The following is a 16,773-nucleotide window of genomic DNA, read 5'->3' as shown; positions in this document are numbered from 1 at the left end:
TGGCAGGCCATTGGCGATATCTGCAATCTCTTCTCTCCAACAGAATGCAGAAACTACTTCACTGCCGCAGGCTATGGACTCACATGAAAGTCCGCCGCTCTAGTGCCGCTGGCATCGCCATCATGCCAGCACAGCGGAGCCAGTCAGCTTTCCAATCTATCATCTCGGTCGATGAGGATGCGCTCCGCGGCTCCGTCGAGGTCCTCGTATTGCCCGCTCCTCAAAGCCCACAGAAACCCAGATAGCCCAAGAGCACCGAGGAACAGGGCCACAGGTATCAGATAGACGAGCGTCGTCATGACGATCGCGCCAGTGGGCCGATGACGGACCGGTTGCCGCGCCTGCCCGCCGTCTCCGGTGCATTCGTCGCAAAGGACGCCAGGCGTAATGCATTTCCGATGACAAGCAGCGACGAGGCGGACATGGCGATTGCGGCGATCAACGGTGTGACGTGCCCCGAAATGGCGATCGGCACGGCGACGGCATTGTAGATAATGGCGATGGCGATGTTTTGCCGGATCAGTCGTCCGGCCTTGCGCGAGACGTCGAGGGCAAGCGGTACCGCCGAAAGGCTTTCGCGCAGGAACACGAAGTCCGCTGCCTTGCGGCCGACATCGGCGGCTGTGGCTGGAGCTATCGAGACGTGTGCCGCGCTTAGCGCAGGGGTGTCGTTGAGGCCGTCGCCAATCATCAGCACCTTGTGGCCGTCCTTCGCCAGCGTTTCGATATACTCTACCTTGCCCGAAGGAAGCAGCGCCGGAACAAAGTGATGGATGCCCAACGCTGCCGCGACCTCGCCGCAGGCAGCGGCGGTGTCGCCCGACAGCATTTGCGCGGAAACCCTCGCGTTGTTCAATTGCTCGACGGCCGCTCTGGCGTCTGCACGCAACGCGTCCTCGAAGACAAAGGAAGCCACAATGATCCCATCTTTCGTCAGAACCGTTCCGCCATATCTGCTTTCGCGGCCGGTTCGGGCCTTCCATCCGGCCCATCCGCGCCTACCCAGCCGCCAGGTGCTGCCCGCGGCAGTGGCCTCGATGCCGAATCCAGGGTGCTCGCTGACAGAATCGAGCTTTGGCTGGCCGGCGAAACCTGCAAAGTTTGCAATGGCCTTTGAAAGTGGGTGACGGGAATGCGCGGCCATATCGGCTGCGATTGCCAGCATAGTCGGGTGGATGGACGGTGCGTTGAGGAGCCGGGGCTGTCCGAGCGTTAGCGTGCCGGTCTTGTCGAACACCGCGACGTCGATCGTCGCCAAGCGCTCCATGCCGGAACCGTCCTTGACCATGACGCCAGCTTCGAACAGACGCCGCGCGGCGACAACCTGCACGATCGGCACGGCGAGTCCAAGCGCACAGGGACATGTGATAATGAGGACGGCGATGGCGATCGTCATTGCCCGGTGCCAGTCGCCGATGGCCACCATCCAGCCGAGAAACGTCACGAAGGCGGTCAGATGGACCACCGGCGCATAGAGCGCCGAAACGCGGTCGGCGATCCGGCGATAATGCGCGCGACCGCCCTCGGCCGCTTCCATTAGTCGGACCATCTCTGCCAGGAAAGAGTCTTTTGCGGCGGCTGTCGCCTCGACCGTCAGTGGGCCCGTGAGATTGAGAATGCCTGCCTGTACGGCTTCTCCTGACGCCACGGTTCTGGGAACGCTCTCACCGGAAACCAGCGAACAGTCGAGATCCGAGAAGCCACGAATAATCTTGCCGTCGACCGGAATCCGCTCACCCGCCGCGATCAGCAACTGCATGCCGGGTTCTATCTCGCCAACCGGCCGGTAATCGCGCGTGCCATCATCACGCATCACCATGGCGCCACGCGCCGCCAGCCGTGACAGACTGTTCACCGCGGTCCGGGCACGCTCCCGCATCACGTGATCAAGCGTGCGGCCGATCAGCAGGAAGAACAGCAGCGACACCGATGCGTCGAAGTAAGCGTGGTCGCCATGCTTGATGGTTTCGTAGAGGCTCATCGCATAGGCGAGCGAGACCCCAACAGCAATCGGCACATCCATGTTCATGCGGCCGTGGCGCAACGCGTTCCATGCCGAGCGGAAGTAAATGCCGCCGGCGAAGGCGAGGGCAGGGATGGCAATCAGCGCCGAGATCCAATGGAACAGGTCGCGGGTCGCACCTTCAGCGCCGGACCAGACCGAGACCGAAAGCAGCATGATGTTGCCCGCCGCGAACCCGGCAACCGCGACGGCGCGGATCAATTCCGAAAGCGTCCTGTCCTTTTCGTCGACCTCGGGGGCGAAGAGATGCGCCTGGTAGCCCAGCCGCCTTAGCGCGACGACGAACGGTGGAACCTCGTCCCCATGCCACCGGACCGAGACCCGTTTCGTTGACAGGTTGACGCGGGCGCGCTCGACGCGATCGAGCTTTCCCAACGCCGTCTCGATCGTCTGGATACAAGCTGCGCAATGAACGCTCGGCACCGAAAGCTCGGTCTGGCGAAGATCATCGCCAAGCGATCGGCTGGCCAATTTGATTTCCTGACTAGACGGCAGGACCGATGTGATGCTGCCCATATCCAGCGCCATTTCAGCGCCCGGTGCACAACAGCTCATTGCAGCGCTCCGTGGGAAATCATGATCCGGCGGACCTCGCGGCATGGTTTATCCAGGCCGGCATCGGCGTCGACCTCCACAATCCAGACGCCATCGCTCGGCATGTGCTGCGCTGCGAATTCCTGGCCGGAGGTGAGGGCGAGCGTGACGGACTTGTCTTCTTTCTCGAATGCGGGATGGCGAAACAGCACCTTGACGCCATGCAAGGGAACCCGCTTGCCGGCGGCGTCGGTGAGGCTGTAGCGGACCTCGCCCCATGCGATGGTCAGCTTGCCGGTCCAGCCAAGTGCTGCCTGCGCGCGACCCTCCTCGGCCTTCTTGTTGAATTGCTGACTTGCCACATAGGTGTTTTCGACGACAAGGCCGGTCCAGCTCGTGTTGGCGAGCGTGGCCATCGTCAGATTGACCGCGATGACCACCCCGAAGAAGGCAAGGATGGTGAACAGCATCTGCCTGCCGGTGAATTCGCGGGTCTTTTGTGTTCTGGCAGTCATCTGGCAGTCTCCGGCGCGTTGAAGGTGGCGGTGTATTCGTCCGATTCGAAGCTCGCCTTGTCCTCGACACGGAACGTGAAGGTCTGCGCTGTGGCCTGAATTTGATCCGCCGGCTGGCGCACGAAGACCTTCAGCATTTTCAGGCGGTCGGGTTCGACCGGAATAGCGAAAGAACGGCCTGCCGGGATGTCGCCGACCACGCTCATCTCGGCGCCCTGCAAGCCCTGCATCGTGACGACGATCGTCCTTGGCTCGGGGATCATGTTGAGCAGCTTGACGATGTAGCCGTTGCGGATCGAGCCGTCGGACAGCGTGACGAATTGCGGATTGCGGTCGTGCAACACGTTGACTTCGAGCCGATCGCGCGTGAGCAGCGAATAGAGCAGGCCGAGGCCAATCAGCGACCACAAACCCATGTAGACATAGGTGCGTGGCCGAAAGATCTTACGAATATGGAAATGCGCCACGTTGTCGGAGAACAGGCCATCGGCTGTCCTGACCAGCGACGGATTGACCGAACTGGAGCCGCCCGCGGTCGCCAGCATCATATTGGCGTTGTAGTCGGAGAGCGTCGCGTAGGAGATTAGCCCGCGCTCCCTGCCGAGCTTGTCCATGACGCCGTTGCAGGCATCGATGCAAAGCGCGCAGGTGATGCATTCGAGCTGCTGGCCGTCGCGAATGTCGATGCCCATCGGGCAGACAGCGACACAGGCATTGCAGTCGACGCAGTCGCCGACGGGCTGCCCTGCGGCGAGAACCTTCTTGGCGTGACGGGAGCGCGGTTCGCCGCGCCAGTCGTTGTAGGTGACGGTGAGCGAACTTTCGTCGAGCATGGCTGCCTGGATGCGCGGCCATGGGCACATGTAGGTGCAGACCTGCTCGCGCATCAGCCCGCCGAACGTATAGGTCGTCGCCGTCAGTACGGCGACGGTGATATAGGCGACAGGTGCCGCGGTGCCGGTGAAGAGCTCGCCGACCAGCGTCGGTGCATCGGCGAAGTAGAAGATCCAGGCGCCACCGGTCGCCGCGCCTATGATCAGCCAGATGGCGTGTTTCGATACCCTCAGAACGAACTTGCGGGCGGTCCAGGGACCGGCATCGAGCTTGATGCGAGCGTTGCGATCGCCCTCGATCGCGCGCTCGACAACCAGAAACAGGTCGACCCATACGGTCTGGGGGCATGTATAGCCGCACCAGGCACGGCCGACAGTCGACGTGATCAGGAACAGACCGACGCCGGCCATCACGAGAAGGCCGGCCACATAGTAGAATTCCTGCGGCCATATCTCGATGAAGAAGAAGTAGAAACGCCGGTTGGCGAGATCGAGCAGCACGGCCTGGTCCGGGGCAAACGGGCCACGGTCCCATCGCAACCACGGTGTCAGGTAGTAGATACCGAGTGTGATCGCCATCACCAGCCATTTGAACTGGCGAAAGCTTCCCGTTGCCCGTTTCGGGAAAATCTTCTTGCGCGCGGCATACAGTGGCTGGCGCACTTTGGCGGAGTTGACCGCCTCGGCTTCGAGCCGTTCTACCTGCGTATTGTCCAGCACCTGCATCTCCACTCGCGCCGGCGGCAATCCGCCCATGCCTGGGCTGCCGGCGTGAGCAAGTCTTGCCGCAGCCCAGGGCCGGTCGCGTTGATGCAGGTCAAACCCGTTGCCGGAATGCAAGTTGAGGCCCGGCATTGCCGGGCCTCGTCGCTTGGCCGGCGGAGGGCCGGGAATAGGCCCCCTCTTCCTATTCCCCGCCACCAAGCGAATGGATGTAGACGGCGAGTTCCTTGACTTTGGTCTCACCCAGGCGCCCGCCCCAGGCCGGCATCACGCCTTGTTTCGGCGCGCGGACCTGGGCGGCGATGGCTGCCTCGCCGGACCCATAGAGCCAGATCGCGTCGGTCAGATCGGGGGCGCCGAGTTCCTTGTTGCCTTTTGCGTTGTCGCCATGGCAGGCGACGCAATTTTCGGCAAAGACCTTGGCGCCGGGTTTGATCAGACTTGCGTCCTGGACCTTTCCCGACAGGCCGGCGGCGTAGGCGCTGACCTGGGCGATCTGGTCAGCGGTTATGATGTCGCCAAAGGCAGGCATTTCCGACAGGCGCGTGTCCGGATCGGATGCGAAGCGGATGCCATGCGTGATCGTCTGCTGGATCTGCTCGGCTTTGCCGCCCCACAGCCAATCGTCGTCGTTGAGATTGGGAAAGCCCTTGGAACCTTGGGCGCCCGAGCCATGACATTGTACGCAATTGACCTTGAAGGCGGCACCACCGGCAGCGACCGCGAATTCGCGCAGGCCATCGTCCGCGGCAATCTCCGAGACGCTCTTGGATTCTACGGCCGCGACATATTTTCCCTTGGCGGCTTCAGCCGCGGTCAGCTCATTCTTGACCTCGTTGCGGCTGGAGTAACCCAGCACACCCTTCGTCGCCGAGTGCAGCAGAGGCCATGCCGGATAGGCGATGGTGTAGCCGATCGCCCAGACAATGGTGACGTAGAAGGTTACGACCCACCAGCGTGGAAGCGGGTTGTTCAGCTCCCGGATGCCATCCCATTCGTGGCCGGTAGTCGAGACGCCGGAGATTTCATCGATGTGCTCGTCGCTCATGATCACTCGTCCTCAAGGGGAATCTGGGCAGCTTCGTCGGCCAGCTTGCGGCTGCCGGGGCGCAAGGCGAAGGCGATGGCGCCGACAAAGAAAAGCGCCATGGCGACCAGCCCCCAGCTGTCCGCAAACTCTCGCATCAAATTGTAATCCATGGATAAAACTCCTCAGCGGTAGCCGGCGGCTTCGTCGTAGTTCTTGAAATCGACCAGCGTGCCGAGCATCTGCAGATAGGCGACGAGGGCATCCATTTCGGTGACCTGTTGCGGGTTGCCGTCGAAGTCGCCGATCTTGGCTTTTGGGTAGCGGGCTTCGAGGCCGGATGTATCGGCGTTGGGATCGGCTTGCGCTATCAGGTCGACATTGGCGTGGGCGATCATGTCATCGTTGTACGGGACACCGACACGGCTGTTGGCGACCAGATGTGTCGAGAAATCCTTCACGTCGATCGGCGTGTCTTTCAGAAACGCGTAGCTCGGCATGATCGATTCCGGCACCACCGAACGTGGATCCGTAAGGTGGTCGACATGCCATACATTCGAGTAGCGGTCGCCAACCCTGGCAAGGTCCGGTCCGGTGCGCTTCGATCCCCACTGGAAGGGATGATCGTACATCGACTCGGCCGCCAGGCTGTAATGGCCATAGCGCTCGACTTCGTCGCGGAATGGCCTGATCATCTGGCTGTGGCAGAGGTAGCAGCCCTCGCGCACATAGATGTTGCGCCCCACCAGTTCGAGTGGCGAGTAGGGGCGCATGCCTTCGACCTTCTCGATGGTGTTGTCGAGATAGAAGAGCGGTGCGATCTCGACGATGCCGCCGACAGTCACCACGAGGAGAGAGCCGATGAGAAGAAGCGTGGCGTTCTTCTCAATGAGTGCGTGTTTGTCCATCAAGGCCATTTTCTGGCTCCCTATTCGGCAGGCTGAAGGGCGGGAACCGAGCCGGGCATCGGCTCCTCCTCCCGCTGGTATCCGAGGATGGTCATGGCGACGTTCCAGGCCATGACCAGGGCGCCGGAGAGGTACATGGCCCCGCCGATGGCACGCATGACATAGTAGGGGTGCATGGCGGCCACGGTTTCAGCGAAGGAGTAGACCAGGAAGCCCTGCTCGTCGTATTCGCGCCACATCAGGCCCTGCATTATGCCGGACACCCACATGACGGCGGCGTAGACGACGATGCCGAGCGTCGCCAGCCAGAAGTGCCAGGTGACGAGGCGCAGCGAGTAGAGCCGTTCACGGTTCCAAAGCTTCGGCACCATGAAGTAGATCGCACCGAACGAGATCATGCCGACCCAGCCGAGCGCACCGGAGTGGACATGGCCAATGGTCCAGTCGGTATAGTGCGACAGTGAATTGACCGCCTTGATCGACATCATCGGGCCCTCGAAGGTGGACATGCCGTAGAAGGCGATGGCCATCACCATCATGCGGATAATCGGATCGGTGCGGAGCTTGTCCCAGGCGCCGGACAGAGTCATAAGGCCGTTGATCATGCCGCCCCAGGACGGCATCCACAGCATGATCGAAAACACCATGCCGAGCGTCTGTGCCCAATCGGGCAGGGCGGTGTAGTGCAGGTGATGCGGCCCGGCCCAGATGTAGAGAAAGATGATCGCCCAGAAATGGATGATCGACAGCCGGTAGGAATAGACAGGCCGGTTCGCCTGCTTGGGCACGAAATAGTACATCATGCCGAGGAAGCCTGCAGTCAGGAAGAAGCCGACGGCGTTGTGGCCATACCACCATTGCGTCAGGGCGTCCTGGACCCCGGAAAAAGCCGAGTAACTCTTGGAGCCGAGGAACGAGGCCGGCATCGACAGGTTGTTAACCACATGCAGCATCGCGATGGTCACGATGAAGGAGAGGTAAAACCAGTTCGCGACGTAGATGTGCGGTTCCTTGCGCTTCAGGATCGTGCCGAGGAACAGGATGAGATAGGCGACCCAGACGATGGTCAGCCAGATGTCCACATACCATTCAGGTTCGGCGTATTCGCGGCTCTCGGTGATGCCGAGCAGATAGCCGGTCGCGGCCATGACGATGAAAAGCTGATAGCCCCAGAACACGAACCAGCCGAGATCGCCGCCGAACAGCCGCGCGCGGCAGGTGCGTTGCACGACATACAATGACGTGCAAAGCAATGCGTTGCCGCCGAAGGCAAAGACGACGCCCGACGTGTGCAATGGCCGCAAACGGCCGAAATTGAACCAGGGCTGGATGTTTAGATCGGGGGAGGCAAGCTGCAGCGCGATGACCACGCCGACCAGCATGCCGACGATACCCCAGAACATGGTGGCTATGGCGCCGTAGCGGATGGGCCCGTCCATGTAAGCGGATGGGTCGATCGGAGCGGCCACTTCGAAGCTTGTGTTGCGCATTAGGATGGCGACAAAGCCGAGCAACACAAAAAACAGCACCCACATATGCTGCCGGAACGGCTCGTCCACGCCGAAGCCAGCGGCTATCAGAGCCGCAAATGTGAAAAGGCACAAAGCGAAGATTTGAGTGCCGAACTTCATGAGATGTCCCCGACTTCGGATTGTGGTGCGCGGACGCAAATCCGCGTCGACACCAATTCCGCAGTCGCGGTCTCGCCGCCTTGATCCATGTCAAAGCTCAGCCCTTTCGGATTGGGCAGCGTGGTCTTTGCAAATGACTGGAGGCCGCCGTTGAACCGGAAGAAATGGCAGGGATCGTGGCTGTTCGAAGAAGGCGACGAAAAACCCATACCAGCTGGTCGATCCAGCAGAGAAGCGATCCCGGCTGCCGTTATGAGGCGCGCACACAGGGAAAAGCTGCAACTCTGCGATGCTTTGGAGACAATTGCAGATGCCTTGCCCAGGGTCGACCGTCTGAAGTGCCTCGGCACGGCCAACGCGATCGTTCCGCTGCTGCGCGACATTCATCGATACGAAGAGACGGTCATCTTCCCCGCCTATGAGGGGGCCACGGCAGGCAGCAATGCGAACCTTGCCTCCACCAGGCGGTTGCGGGCCGAACATGTCGAAGATGAATGCTTTGCCGGCGAGGTGACCGAAATTCTGCTGGCCATCGGTCACGGCGAGACGGTCGAGAACCCCGAAGCAATCGGTTTCATGTTGCGCGGCCTGTTCGAGAGCTTGCGCCGGCACATCGCGTTTGAACGCGAGCACGTCCTGCCAATGATCGGGATCGTCGATTGATCCTAGACGCCAGAGCGTCGTTGTAGCCGGGTCAAGTTGTCGATGGTGACTTCCCGATTGTTCTCGATCCGGATCACACCATCTGATCGCAGCCGGGTTAGCTGCCGGCTCACTGTCTCGATCGTCAGGCCAAGGAAATCGGCGATATCGGCGCGCGTCAACGGCAGATCGAAACTTGTCGACTGAGCGGCCGGATCGAGCGTGGGATCGATGTTTCTGGCAATCATCAGCAGAAAACTCGCCACTTTTTCCGCAGCGGTCTTGCGGCCCAGCGTGACCATCCAGTCGCGTGCCTCGTCGAGTTCATTCAGCGTCTGCTTGAGCAGGCGGTGCTCGAGTTCTGGTGACTCTCTCATCATCCTTTCGATAGACGCCCTTGGAAACGAACACAGGGAAACGGACGTTGCGGCTTCGGCGTTGATTGCGCTTTCCACCTTGAAGGGCCGCCCCAGAAAATCGGGGGCGAACTGGAGCCCGACAATCTGCTGGCGTCCGTCCGACAGGCTCTTGGTCAGCTTCACCACGCCGGAAAGCACGTTCGAATAACTGTCGACGGTCTCGGTGTCACCAATCAGTTCTGCGCCCGGTTCAACGGTATGCTTCGATGAGGTTTTGGCCAGACCCACCAGTTGATCGGGATCGAGCGCACCGCATACACCATGGTGGCGCGCTTCGCATGATTGGCAAAGCACGGGAACGCCGGCGCTGTGAACATCCTGACGCACTGTCACCACGATGGTTCGAGAAATCCGAAGATGCCAGCAGGATATAGCATCCGCCCGAAAAAGCCTTGCGGCAGTTTGTCCGCGGCAAGATGGCATTGACCGAAATCAAGGCCGCCGGCCTCCAATGTGAGCAATGTCGCGCCATGCAAAGTGGAGCGGATAGAGATATGCGGCCAGAATTAGTTGCCAGACTTGGTGAGAACGTGCCGCGCTATACAAGCTACCCAACAGCGCCGCATTTTCATACAGGCGTTGATGCTGCAATTTGTCGTGGTTGGCTGCAGGCGCTCAACGATGGCGATGAGATCTCGCTCTATCTGCACATCCCGTATTGCGACAAGCTTTGCTGGTTCTGCGCTTGCCATACCAAGCAGACACGCCACTACGAACCAGTGACCACATATCTGCGCTCACTGCATGCCGAGATCGCCACCGTCGCCGGTCTTGTCGCAGGCAAGGGCCGCGTGCGTGCGGCCCATTTCGGCGGCGGTTCGCCGACGATGCTCAAACCGCAGGATATCGTGGCGCTGGGAACCGTCCTGCGCAACAGCTTCACGTTTCTCCCCGGTGCAAAGATCAGCGTTGAGATCGAACCCAACGATATGGACGATGCCCGCCTCGATGCACTTGCCGAAATCGGCATGACAAGGGCGAGCCTCTGCGTCCAGGATTTCGACCCGAAGGTGCAGAAAGCGATCAACCGCGAGCAGAGCTTTCTGCAGACCAAGACGGTTGTTGATGCCGTTCGTTCGCGCGGGGTCGAATCCGTCAATCTCGATCTGCTCTACGGCCTGCCGCATCAGACCAGGGAGAGTATCGCCTCCACGGTTGCGCAGGCACTGACCCTGGAACCGGATCGGATCGCGCTTTTTGGCTACGCCCACGTGCCGTGGTTCAAGAAACATCAGACGATGATCGACGAGGCTTGGCTGCCGGGTCCGGCGGAGCGGTTTGCCCAGTCGCAACTGGCAGCTTGTCTTATGCTGAACGCGGGATATGAAACCGTCGGCATGGACCATTTCGCCAAGCCCAACGATGCGTTGGCCGTCGCGGCCCGAACCGGGACGTTGCACCGGAACTTTCAGGGCTATACCGAGGATCGTTGCGAGACCTTGATCGGCCTTGGTCCGTCATCCATCAGCCAGTTTCGCCAGGGCTATGCACAGAACATGCCTTCGACCGCCGAATATGGACGCATGGTTGCAGAAGGAGGGCTCGCAGCGGTCCGAGGCATTGCGCTTTCCGAAGACGACCGCGTTCGCGGCTGGATCATCGAGCGACTGATGTGTGACTTCGCCTTTTCGGCGATTGAGCTGGTGGAGCGCTTTGGCGAAGCCGGCCAAAGACTTCTCCTCAAGGCGAGTTCCACGGCTCTTCATGGTCCTGCGCGGCTGCTTGAACTTGATGGTGACCGCTTCGTCGTGCCGGCGAAAAGCCGGCCCTTTGTCAGAAGCATCGCGGCGAAGTTCGACAGATATTTCGAAACCGGTACAGCCAGGCATTCCGTAACGGTCTGAACGATCGCCCGTTCAGAAGTGCTCGCCGGCCTTGAATGGGCCAATGCGGGTGCCGGCCGCGATCAGATAGGCGGTCGACCAGCCAATCAGAAGAAATCCGTTCACGCCCTCTAGAGGCGCGAGGACGCGCCATGCGTGAGCGGGCACAATGTCGCCGTAGCCGACGGTCGAGAAGGTGATGGTGGAAAAGTACAGCGCGGTTTCGAAGTCAGCAAAGATATCGAGCAACCGGTATAGTCCTGCCCAGAGCCACACCTCTGTGGTCATAATGGCAAAGAGCCCCATCACCACGCTGATCATCGCAACGATGCGGCTGCGGCGCCCGTGCATGCGAAACCGGGCGACTAGGTGTCCCATCGCATGTGTGACCATTATCAGACCAAAGGTGTGAACCAGGACCGTGAGGCTAATGACGACGGTACCGATGAGCAAATTGAGGATCATCTTGGCAAGGTAGAGATTGCTGCGGTGCCTTCCTTGCTCGAAATCAAAACCGGCAAGTTTCGCCTATGCGGTGCAGATCTTCGACCGTGTCAGGAATCGCTTCTCCCGTCCGTTATCGAGGGAGAACATGCCGCCGCGGCCAGGCACTACGTCGATGATGAGATCGGTATGCTTCCAGGCCTCGAATTGCGAAGCACCGATGTAGAAGGGCGCGTCGCCGATGTGGCCGAGCAACACATCCTGATCGCCGACGATGAAGCCAGCACGCGGATAGCACATCGGCGAAGACCCGTCGCAGCAGCCGCCGGATTGATGGAACAGCACTGGTCCGTGCTCGGCAACAATCTCTGCGATCAGTTCAAGGGCTTCCGGCGTCGCCGTGACTTTTGCATGCATGGTCCAATCCGGTTTCCAGTCATTATGGGCGCGGCCCATCGCGGGCCGCGCCTGTGAGACAAAGAGGTGATCAGAAGAAGCCGAGCTTCTTCGGGCTATAGCTGACCAGCATGTTCTTGGTCTGCTGATAGTGGTCGAGCATCATCTTGTGTGTCTCGCGGCCGATGCCAGACTGCTTGTAGCCGCCGAAGGCCGCATGCGCGGGATAGGCGTGGTAGCAGTTGGTCCAGACGCGGCCGGCCTGGATCGCGCGGCCGAAGCGATAGGCACGGTTGCCATCGCGGGTCCAGACCCCGGCCCCGAGGCCGTAAAGCGTGTCGTTGGCAATGCTGAGCGCTTCGTCATCGTCCTTGAAGGTCGTGACAGAAATCACCGGCCCGAAGATCTCCTCCTGGAAGATGCGCATTTTGTTGTGTCCCTTGAACACCGTCGGCTTGACGTAATAGCCGCCCGCCAGATCACCAGGCAGAACATTGCGGGCGCCACCGGTCAGCACCTCCGCGCCTTCCTGGCGGCCAATGTCGATATAGGACAGGATCTTTTCCAACTGCTCGGACGAGGCCTGGGCGCCAATCATCGTCGCCGGATCGAGCGGATCGCCCTGCACGATCGCCTCGACGCGCTTGAGGGCGCGTTCCATGAACGTATCGTAGATGGATTCATGGATGAGCGCGCGGCTCGGGCAGGTACAGACCTCGCCCTGGTTTAGCGCAAACATGACGAAGCCTTCGATCGCCTTGTCGAAGAAATCGTCGTCCTCGGCGACAATATCCTTGAAGAAGATGTTTGGCGATTTGCCGCCGAGTTCCAGCGTGACCGGGATCAGGTTCTGGCTGGCATATTGCATGATCAGCCGGCCGGTCGTCGTCTCGCCGGTAAAGGCGATCTTGGCAATGCGCGGCGACGACGCGAGCGGCTTGCCCGCCTCGAGACCAAAGCCGTTGACGATGTTGAGCACGCCCGGCGGCAGCAGATCGCCAATAAGGTCGGCCCACAGCAGGATGGCAGCCGGGGTCTGCTCGGCAGGCTTCAGCACGACGCAGTTGCCGGCCGCAAGTGCGGGAGCAAGCTTCCAGCATGCCATCAGCAGCGGAAAGTTCCAGGGGATGATCTGGCCAACCACACCGAGCGGCTCATGGAAATGATAGGCGACGGTGTCGTCGTCGATCTGGGAAAGGCTGCCTTCCTGGCCGCGCACGGCGCCGGCGAAATAGCGGAAATGGTCGATGGCCAAGGGCAGGTCGGCGGCGGTTGTTTCACGGATCGGCTTGCCGTTGTCCCAGGTTTCGGCGCATGCGAGGAGATCGAGGTTCTCCTCCATGCGGTCGGCGATGCGGATGAGGATGAGTGACCGCTCTGCAACGCTGGTGCGCCCCCAGGCGTCCTTGGCGGCATGTGCCGCGTCCAGGGCCACCTCGATGTCCTGGGCATCCGAGCGCGCCACCTCGCAAAGTAGCTGACCGTTCACCGGCGAGTGGTTCTCAAAATAGCGACCGGCGCGCGGCTCGGTCCACTTACCGCCGATGAAATTGCCGTAGCGCTTGTCGAAGGGCGCCTTGACCGAGCGTGAGAATTCAACCTTGTTCATGCGTATTCCTCCCAAAGCTGACGTCGCGGGATGCGACGCTTCGGAAGAGACTTGCGATTTCCGTCTGTGGTTGTCACCGTACCGGTCACAGTGGCCGGCGACGATGTGTCGCAGAATTGCGACAGTCAGACCGAAAGGTCAGTGCTTCCGGTGAACGTCAAGGCGGTTGAGCTTGCGGTGAAGCGTCGCGCGGCTAATCCCAAGTGCCTGAGCCGCAGCAGAGACATTTCCGTCTGCTCGCGCCAGCGCCCGCTGCAGAACGCCGCGCTCAGCCTCGGCGAGAACTGCGGGGCCGCTCTCCGCCCAACCGAGCAGATCGGCCGCGGGCATCGGCTTGTCGAGACACCGCTGGGTTATTCCAAGCGCCAGGCGAGCCGACCGCGTCGCGCCGACCACAAGGTCGTCCGCATCAACCGCGATCAGCGCGCCGGAGCCCTTATCGGCCACTGGCGCCAGAAGGATCCGCGCCTTCGGGAAGGCCAGCCTGAAGTTCTCCGCCTCGATCCGACGCACCGCGTCGACCACGGCCACCGAAATAAGATTGGCGAAGGCTTCGGTTAGATCGGCACGGCAGGAAGACACGTCAAGCGCAGCCACAAGGTCTCCCCGGTGATCATAGATCGGGGCCGTGGTGCAACTCAGCCCCGTGTTGCGCGTGTGAAAGTGCTGGTCGCGATGGATTGTCAGCGCTCGCTGTTCCACCAGGCAGGTGCCGATCCCGTTGGTGCCCTGGCTTTCTTCGTTCCAGACGGAGCCGGTCCACAAGCCCCAGGAATGAAAAGTCTCGTCGTCTACTGCCGCGCCGCGCCGCTCGACCGGCACGCCGTCACGATCGGCAAGAAGCACGCAGCAGCCAACGCCGCCCACCGCGAGATAGAGACGGTCCAGGCTGGATTGGGCCGCCCGGACGAGCGGTTCAATGCGTTGCCGGGCCGCGATCAACTCCATTTCCGTCAGGTAGCGTGGCGGCCTGCAATCGGCGGGATCGAGCCGGTGCAAACTGGAAGAGCGTCGCCATGAGGCGACCAGCGCGGACTTCGCGGCGGCGTCCGAAGCGATCGCGGCCTGAATGCGGTCGGCATGACGACCGGACAGATCCTCGCTCATGCTCATCCTCCCTTTCAGCTCCTGGAACAGCCTGCCTCAGAAGAGACAACGTTGGCGTAGCATCAGGTTCCGCCTTCAATCACCACGCTGTCAATTCGACAGAAGCACCAGAAGGCACATCCTCATGTTTCCGTCAGTTAGTGATGTTTGGCAGATCGATAGTCATTCCTCGCCAGTGCGCCTTTGGGTGTTGATGCCCCAAAGCCTACAAGCATGAACTAGGCATTCCTTGATCTTGGGCAAAGACGGCCGATTTGAAGCGGCTCAGCAGCAACGGCGAGAAGTGGACGGCCCGGCGATGGATCTTGGAACGGCCGACGTTGACACCGCGTTCGGCCATCATTTCCTTCAAGGCGACGGCGATGGTCATGTGGATATTTTTCGGCGCCACCATGTTCGTCGGCTTCTTCATCCTGAAGGGCGGGCAGAACTTCGTGGCTGAATCCATTCTTGGAACGGGTCTGGCGCCCTATGGCGTTCTTGTTCTGATGATGGTGATCCTTTTTGTCCTGGGCATGTTTCTGGACTGGGTGGGGATCCTCCTTCTGGCCGTGCCGATCTTTCTGCCCATCCTCAAGTCGCTTCAGTTCGGCGGCGCCTTCGGGTTCGCCGGCGTAACTGCCGAAGACCTGCTGCTTTGGTACGGCGTCATATTCATGGTCAACATGCAGATGGCTTTCCTCAGCCCACCGTTCGGCTATTCGCTGTTTTACCTGAAGAGTGTCGCGCCGCCGGAGATCTCAATGGCGACAATCTTCAGGTCCGCGGTCCCCTTCTTGTGTCTGCAAGCGATCGGAGTGAGCCTCTGCATTGTGTTCCCCTCGATCGTCGTGTGGCTGCCGAAGGTCATGTACGGAGGCAATTGACCGGCAGATGCGGCTTTGGCCATTCGACGCCGCCGGAAGAACCGGATTTGATAGCTTTGCGCTTGGATGGGGGCCCCTACGTTCCTTTGGGCAGTTCTCGGAGCGCTATTCGGGCTTAGGGGCCTAGCAATTGCGACGCCGCCGGCGACTTGCCGGCCGTCGTGCCCTGCAAGGGATGGGTAAAAGCGATGACGGGCCAGAAGTCGACCGGCTGAGGCCTCAGGGCGCGACGCCAGCCGGTAAGCCAACCGCCCTTCGGCGGTTCTGCAGCCAGAAAACGAGCCCGAACAGCAAAAGCTCGGGGAGAACGAACCAGTAGCGGGACGGTCGGCCGGTCGGCACCATGATCCCGTGATTTGTCGCCGGGCTGCAGACCGAATTTTGCCGCCTGGCTGCCGAGGTGCACAATCCCGACTGTCATCGTGTCGCCTAGCGTACTCACCGTCAGTCCCGCGCTCTCCAGTCGCTCCGTCGCATTTTCGCTTCGGCGAGATTGAGCCTGATCAGCTTCTCGATCTTGTCGCCGTTAGTGTTGAATGTCTTCAACTTGAGACGAACCGCCCGTCCCGGAGGGGTGGTGTCCACTGTCCGGTTCAATTGCGAGACGACGTCCGAAGCTTGCGGTGAGAACTGAGATCGCGGTGCCCCCGAACGGCGCTACGGGCCAAATCCAACCGGAGCGTTCCACCCGAACTTACCAAAAAAATCAAGGGGGTAGAAGGGGATCTTCCCCCGAAGCGGTTGAGCTCGGTGTACCTCTTCGTGCCTGAGCGGTGTACCTTCTGTCAAGATGTCAGCAGGGGATTTAGGGTCAGGACCGACCCGGGGGCAATTGTGCCCGCCGTTCTCGACACTCCTGCCTTGGGGCGTGGCAGCCCTCCTGTGAACTTCATCGCCGAGGACGAAAGAGCCTCTGAAGCAGCAGGTTTCGGACGGGTCCTTTGAGGCGATCGCCGCCACGACCAAACCCAAGACAAGCGAAATGGCCAGGGCGACGCCTACCGGAAGATGATGCATACCGGCTTCGTACCGACCGCTCCGACAACCGTCGACCAACGTTTGGAAACAGTCCCGTCACGGCCTCAGGCATGCCTAACAAACGGTTAACCGTCACTCATTAGGGCTGTTAGCAGTCGGTCGCCGGGGCCGAGGATGTATTCACATTTTTGCTCAAATTGATTCAGAATAATTTGCTCCTCGTAAGCCACGATCGCAACATACCTGGGATCAAGTAAGTCAAAAATCTCTCTGAGTGCGTTGTCAGTGCAGTAGC

Annotated in this window: 16 protein-coding genes and 1 pseudogene; 3 read left to right on the top strand and 14 right to left on the bottom strand. The window is 60.7% G+C overall.

Annotated elements, in window-relative coordinates; all coding sequences use genetic code 11:
* Positions 1-143 precede the first annotated feature (143 nt).
* From ccoS to ccoN, 8 genes are all read right to left on the bottom strand, one after another.
* Positions 144-299, bottom strand: a complete 156-nt coding sequence (ccoS, locus tag NKJ13_RS30735; protein WP_352779411.1) for a cbb3-type cytochrome oxidase assembly protein CcoS — start codon at positions 297-299, stop codon at positions 144-146.
* Positions 296-2,578 (bottom strand): cation-translocating P-type ATPase, encoded by a 2,283-nt coding sequence (locus NKJ13_RS30730; protein WP_352779408.1) that lies wholly within the window; start codon positions 2,576-2,578, stop codon positions 296-298. Before NKJ13_RS30730 ends, ccoS begins: the two co-directional genes overlap by 4 nt.
* The gene (locus NKJ13_RS30725; RefSeq protein ID WP_352779405.1) at positions 2,575-3,072 is read right to left on the bottom strand and encodes a FixH family protein; all 498 of its coding nucleotides are present in this window, start codon (positions 3,070-3,072) and stop codon (positions 2,575-2,577) included. The genes NKJ13_RS30730 and NKJ13_RS30725 overlap by 4 nt, the downstream gene beginning before the upstream one ends.
* Complete coding sequence (ccoG, locus tag NKJ13_RS30720; RefSeq protein ID WP_502901960.1) at positions 3,069-4,631, bottom strand: cytochrome c oxidase accessory protein CcoG; 1,563 nt, start codon at positions 4,629-4,631, stop codon at positions 3,069-3,071. Before ccoG ends, NKJ13_RS30725 begins: the two co-directional genes overlap by 4 nt.
* A 181-nt stretch (positions 4,632-4,812) precedes the next feature.
* Positions 4,813-5,676, bottom strand: coding sequence for a cytochrome-c oxidase, cbb3-type subunit III (ccoP, locus tag NKJ13_RS30715; protein WP_352779402.1), 864 nt, complete (start codon positions 5,674-5,676; stop codon positions 4,813-4,815).
* 2 nt (positions 5,677-5,678) lie between these two features.
* A complete protein-coding gene (locus NKJ13_RS30710; protein WP_352779399.1) occupies positions 5,679-5,828 on the bottom strand; it encodes a cbb3-type cytochrome c oxidase subunit 3 in 150 nt (49 codons plus the stop codon).
* Positions 5,829-5,840: 12 nt separating this feature from the next.
* Positions 5,841-6,572: a cytochrome-c oxidase, cbb3-type subunit II gene (gene ccoO / locus NKJ13_RS30705; protein WP_352779396.1), complete on the bottom strand. Its 732-nt coding sequence runs from the start codon at positions 6,570-6,572 to the stop codon at positions 5,841-5,843.
* Between the two features lie 11 nt (positions 6,573-6,583).
* Positions 6,584-8,194 carry a cytochrome-c oxidase, cbb3-type subunit I gene (gene ccoN / locus NKJ13_RS30700; protein WP_352779393.1) on the bottom strand — a complete coding sequence of 537 codons (1,611 nt, stop codon included), beginning with the start codon at positions 8,192-8,194 and terminating at the stop codon, positions 6,584-6,586.
* A 252-nt stretch (positions 8,195-8,446) separates the two neighbouring features.
* Here ccoN and NKJ13_RS30695 point away from each other — a divergent pair, with 252 nt between their 5' ends.
* Complete coding sequence (locus tag NKJ13_RS30695) at positions 8,447-8,857, top strand: hemerythrin domain-containing protein (RefSeq protein ID WP_352779414.1); 411 nt, start codon at positions 8,447-8,449, stop codon at positions 8,855-8,857.
* A gap of 2 nt (positions 8,858-8,859) precedes the next feature.
* Here the strand turns inward: NKJ13_RS30695 and NKJ13_RS30690 are convergent, their stop codons facing one another.
* Positions 8,860-9,588 (bottom strand): Crp/Fnr family transcriptional regulator, encoded by a 729-nt coding sequence (locus tag NKJ13_RS30690; RefSeq protein WP_352779390.1) that lies wholly within the window; start codon positions 9,586-9,588, stop codon positions 8,860-8,862.
* A gap of 161 nt (positions 9,589-9,749) precedes the next feature.
* On the opposite strand from NKJ13_RS30690, the gene hemN reads away from it, so the two are divergent.
* Complete coding sequence (hemN, locus tag NKJ13_RS30685; protein ID WP_352779387.1) at positions 9,750-11,099, top strand: oxygen-independent coproporphyrinogen III oxidase; 1,350 nt, start codon at positions 9,750-9,752, stop codon at positions 11,097-11,099.
* A 12-nt stretch (positions 11,100-11,111) separates the two neighbouring features.
* Here hemN and NKJ13_RS30680 read toward each other — a convergent pair whose 3' ends face one another.
* The 5 genes and pseudogenes from NKJ13_RS30680 to NKJ13_RS30660 form a co-directional block, all read right to left on the bottom strand.
* Entirely contained in the window at positions 11,112-11,531 is a 420-nt protein-coding gene (locus NKJ13_RS30680) for a potassium channel family protein (protein ID WP_352779384.1), read from the bottom strand.
* A gap of 75 nt (positions 11,532-11,606) precedes the next feature.
* Positions 11,607-11,939 (bottom strand): DUF779 domain-containing protein, encoded by a 333-nt coding sequence (locus NKJ13_RS30675; RefSeq protein ID WP_352779381.1) that lies wholly within the window; start codon positions 11,937-11,939, stop codon positions 11,607-11,609.
* 70 nt (positions 11,940-12,009) lie between these two features.
* On the bottom strand, positions 12,010-13,527 hold the full coding sequence (adh, locus tag NKJ13_RS30670) for an aldehyde dehydrogenase (protein ID WP_352779378.1): 1,518 nt from the start codon (positions 13,525-13,527) through the stop codon (positions 12,010-12,012).
* A 138-nt stretch (positions 13,528-13,665) separates the two neighbouring features.
* A complete protein-coding gene (locus tag NKJ13_RS30665; protein WP_352779375.1) occupies positions 13,666-14,634 on the bottom strand; it encodes a helix-turn-helix domain-containing protein in 969 nt (322 codons plus the stop codon).
* Positions 14,635-14,890: 256 nt separating this feature from the next.
* A pseudogene (locus NKJ13_RS30660) lies at positions 14,891-14,986 on the bottom strand (IS6 family transposase); the annotation flags it as partial.
* 40 nt (positions 14,987-15,026) lie between these two features.
* On the opposite strand from NKJ13_RS30660, the gene NKJ13_RS30655 reads away from it, so the two are divergent.
* The gene (locus NKJ13_RS30655; RefSeq protein ID WP_352779372.1) at positions 15,027-15,500 is read left to right on the top strand and encodes a TRAP transporter large permease subunit; all 474 of its coding nucleotides are present in this window, start codon (positions 15,027-15,029) and stop codon (positions 15,498-15,500) included.
* Positions 15,501-16,773 lie beyond the last annotated feature (1,273 nt).

Source organism: Mesorhizobium sp. M0174, from assembly GCF_040322275.1.
Taxonomy (GTDB): Bacteria; Pseudomonadota; Alphaproteobacteria; order Rhizobiales; family Rhizobiaceae; genus Mesorhizobium.
Note: the sequence above shows the minus strand (reverse complement) of the source record. Positions and strands in the feature narration are given on the sequence as shown.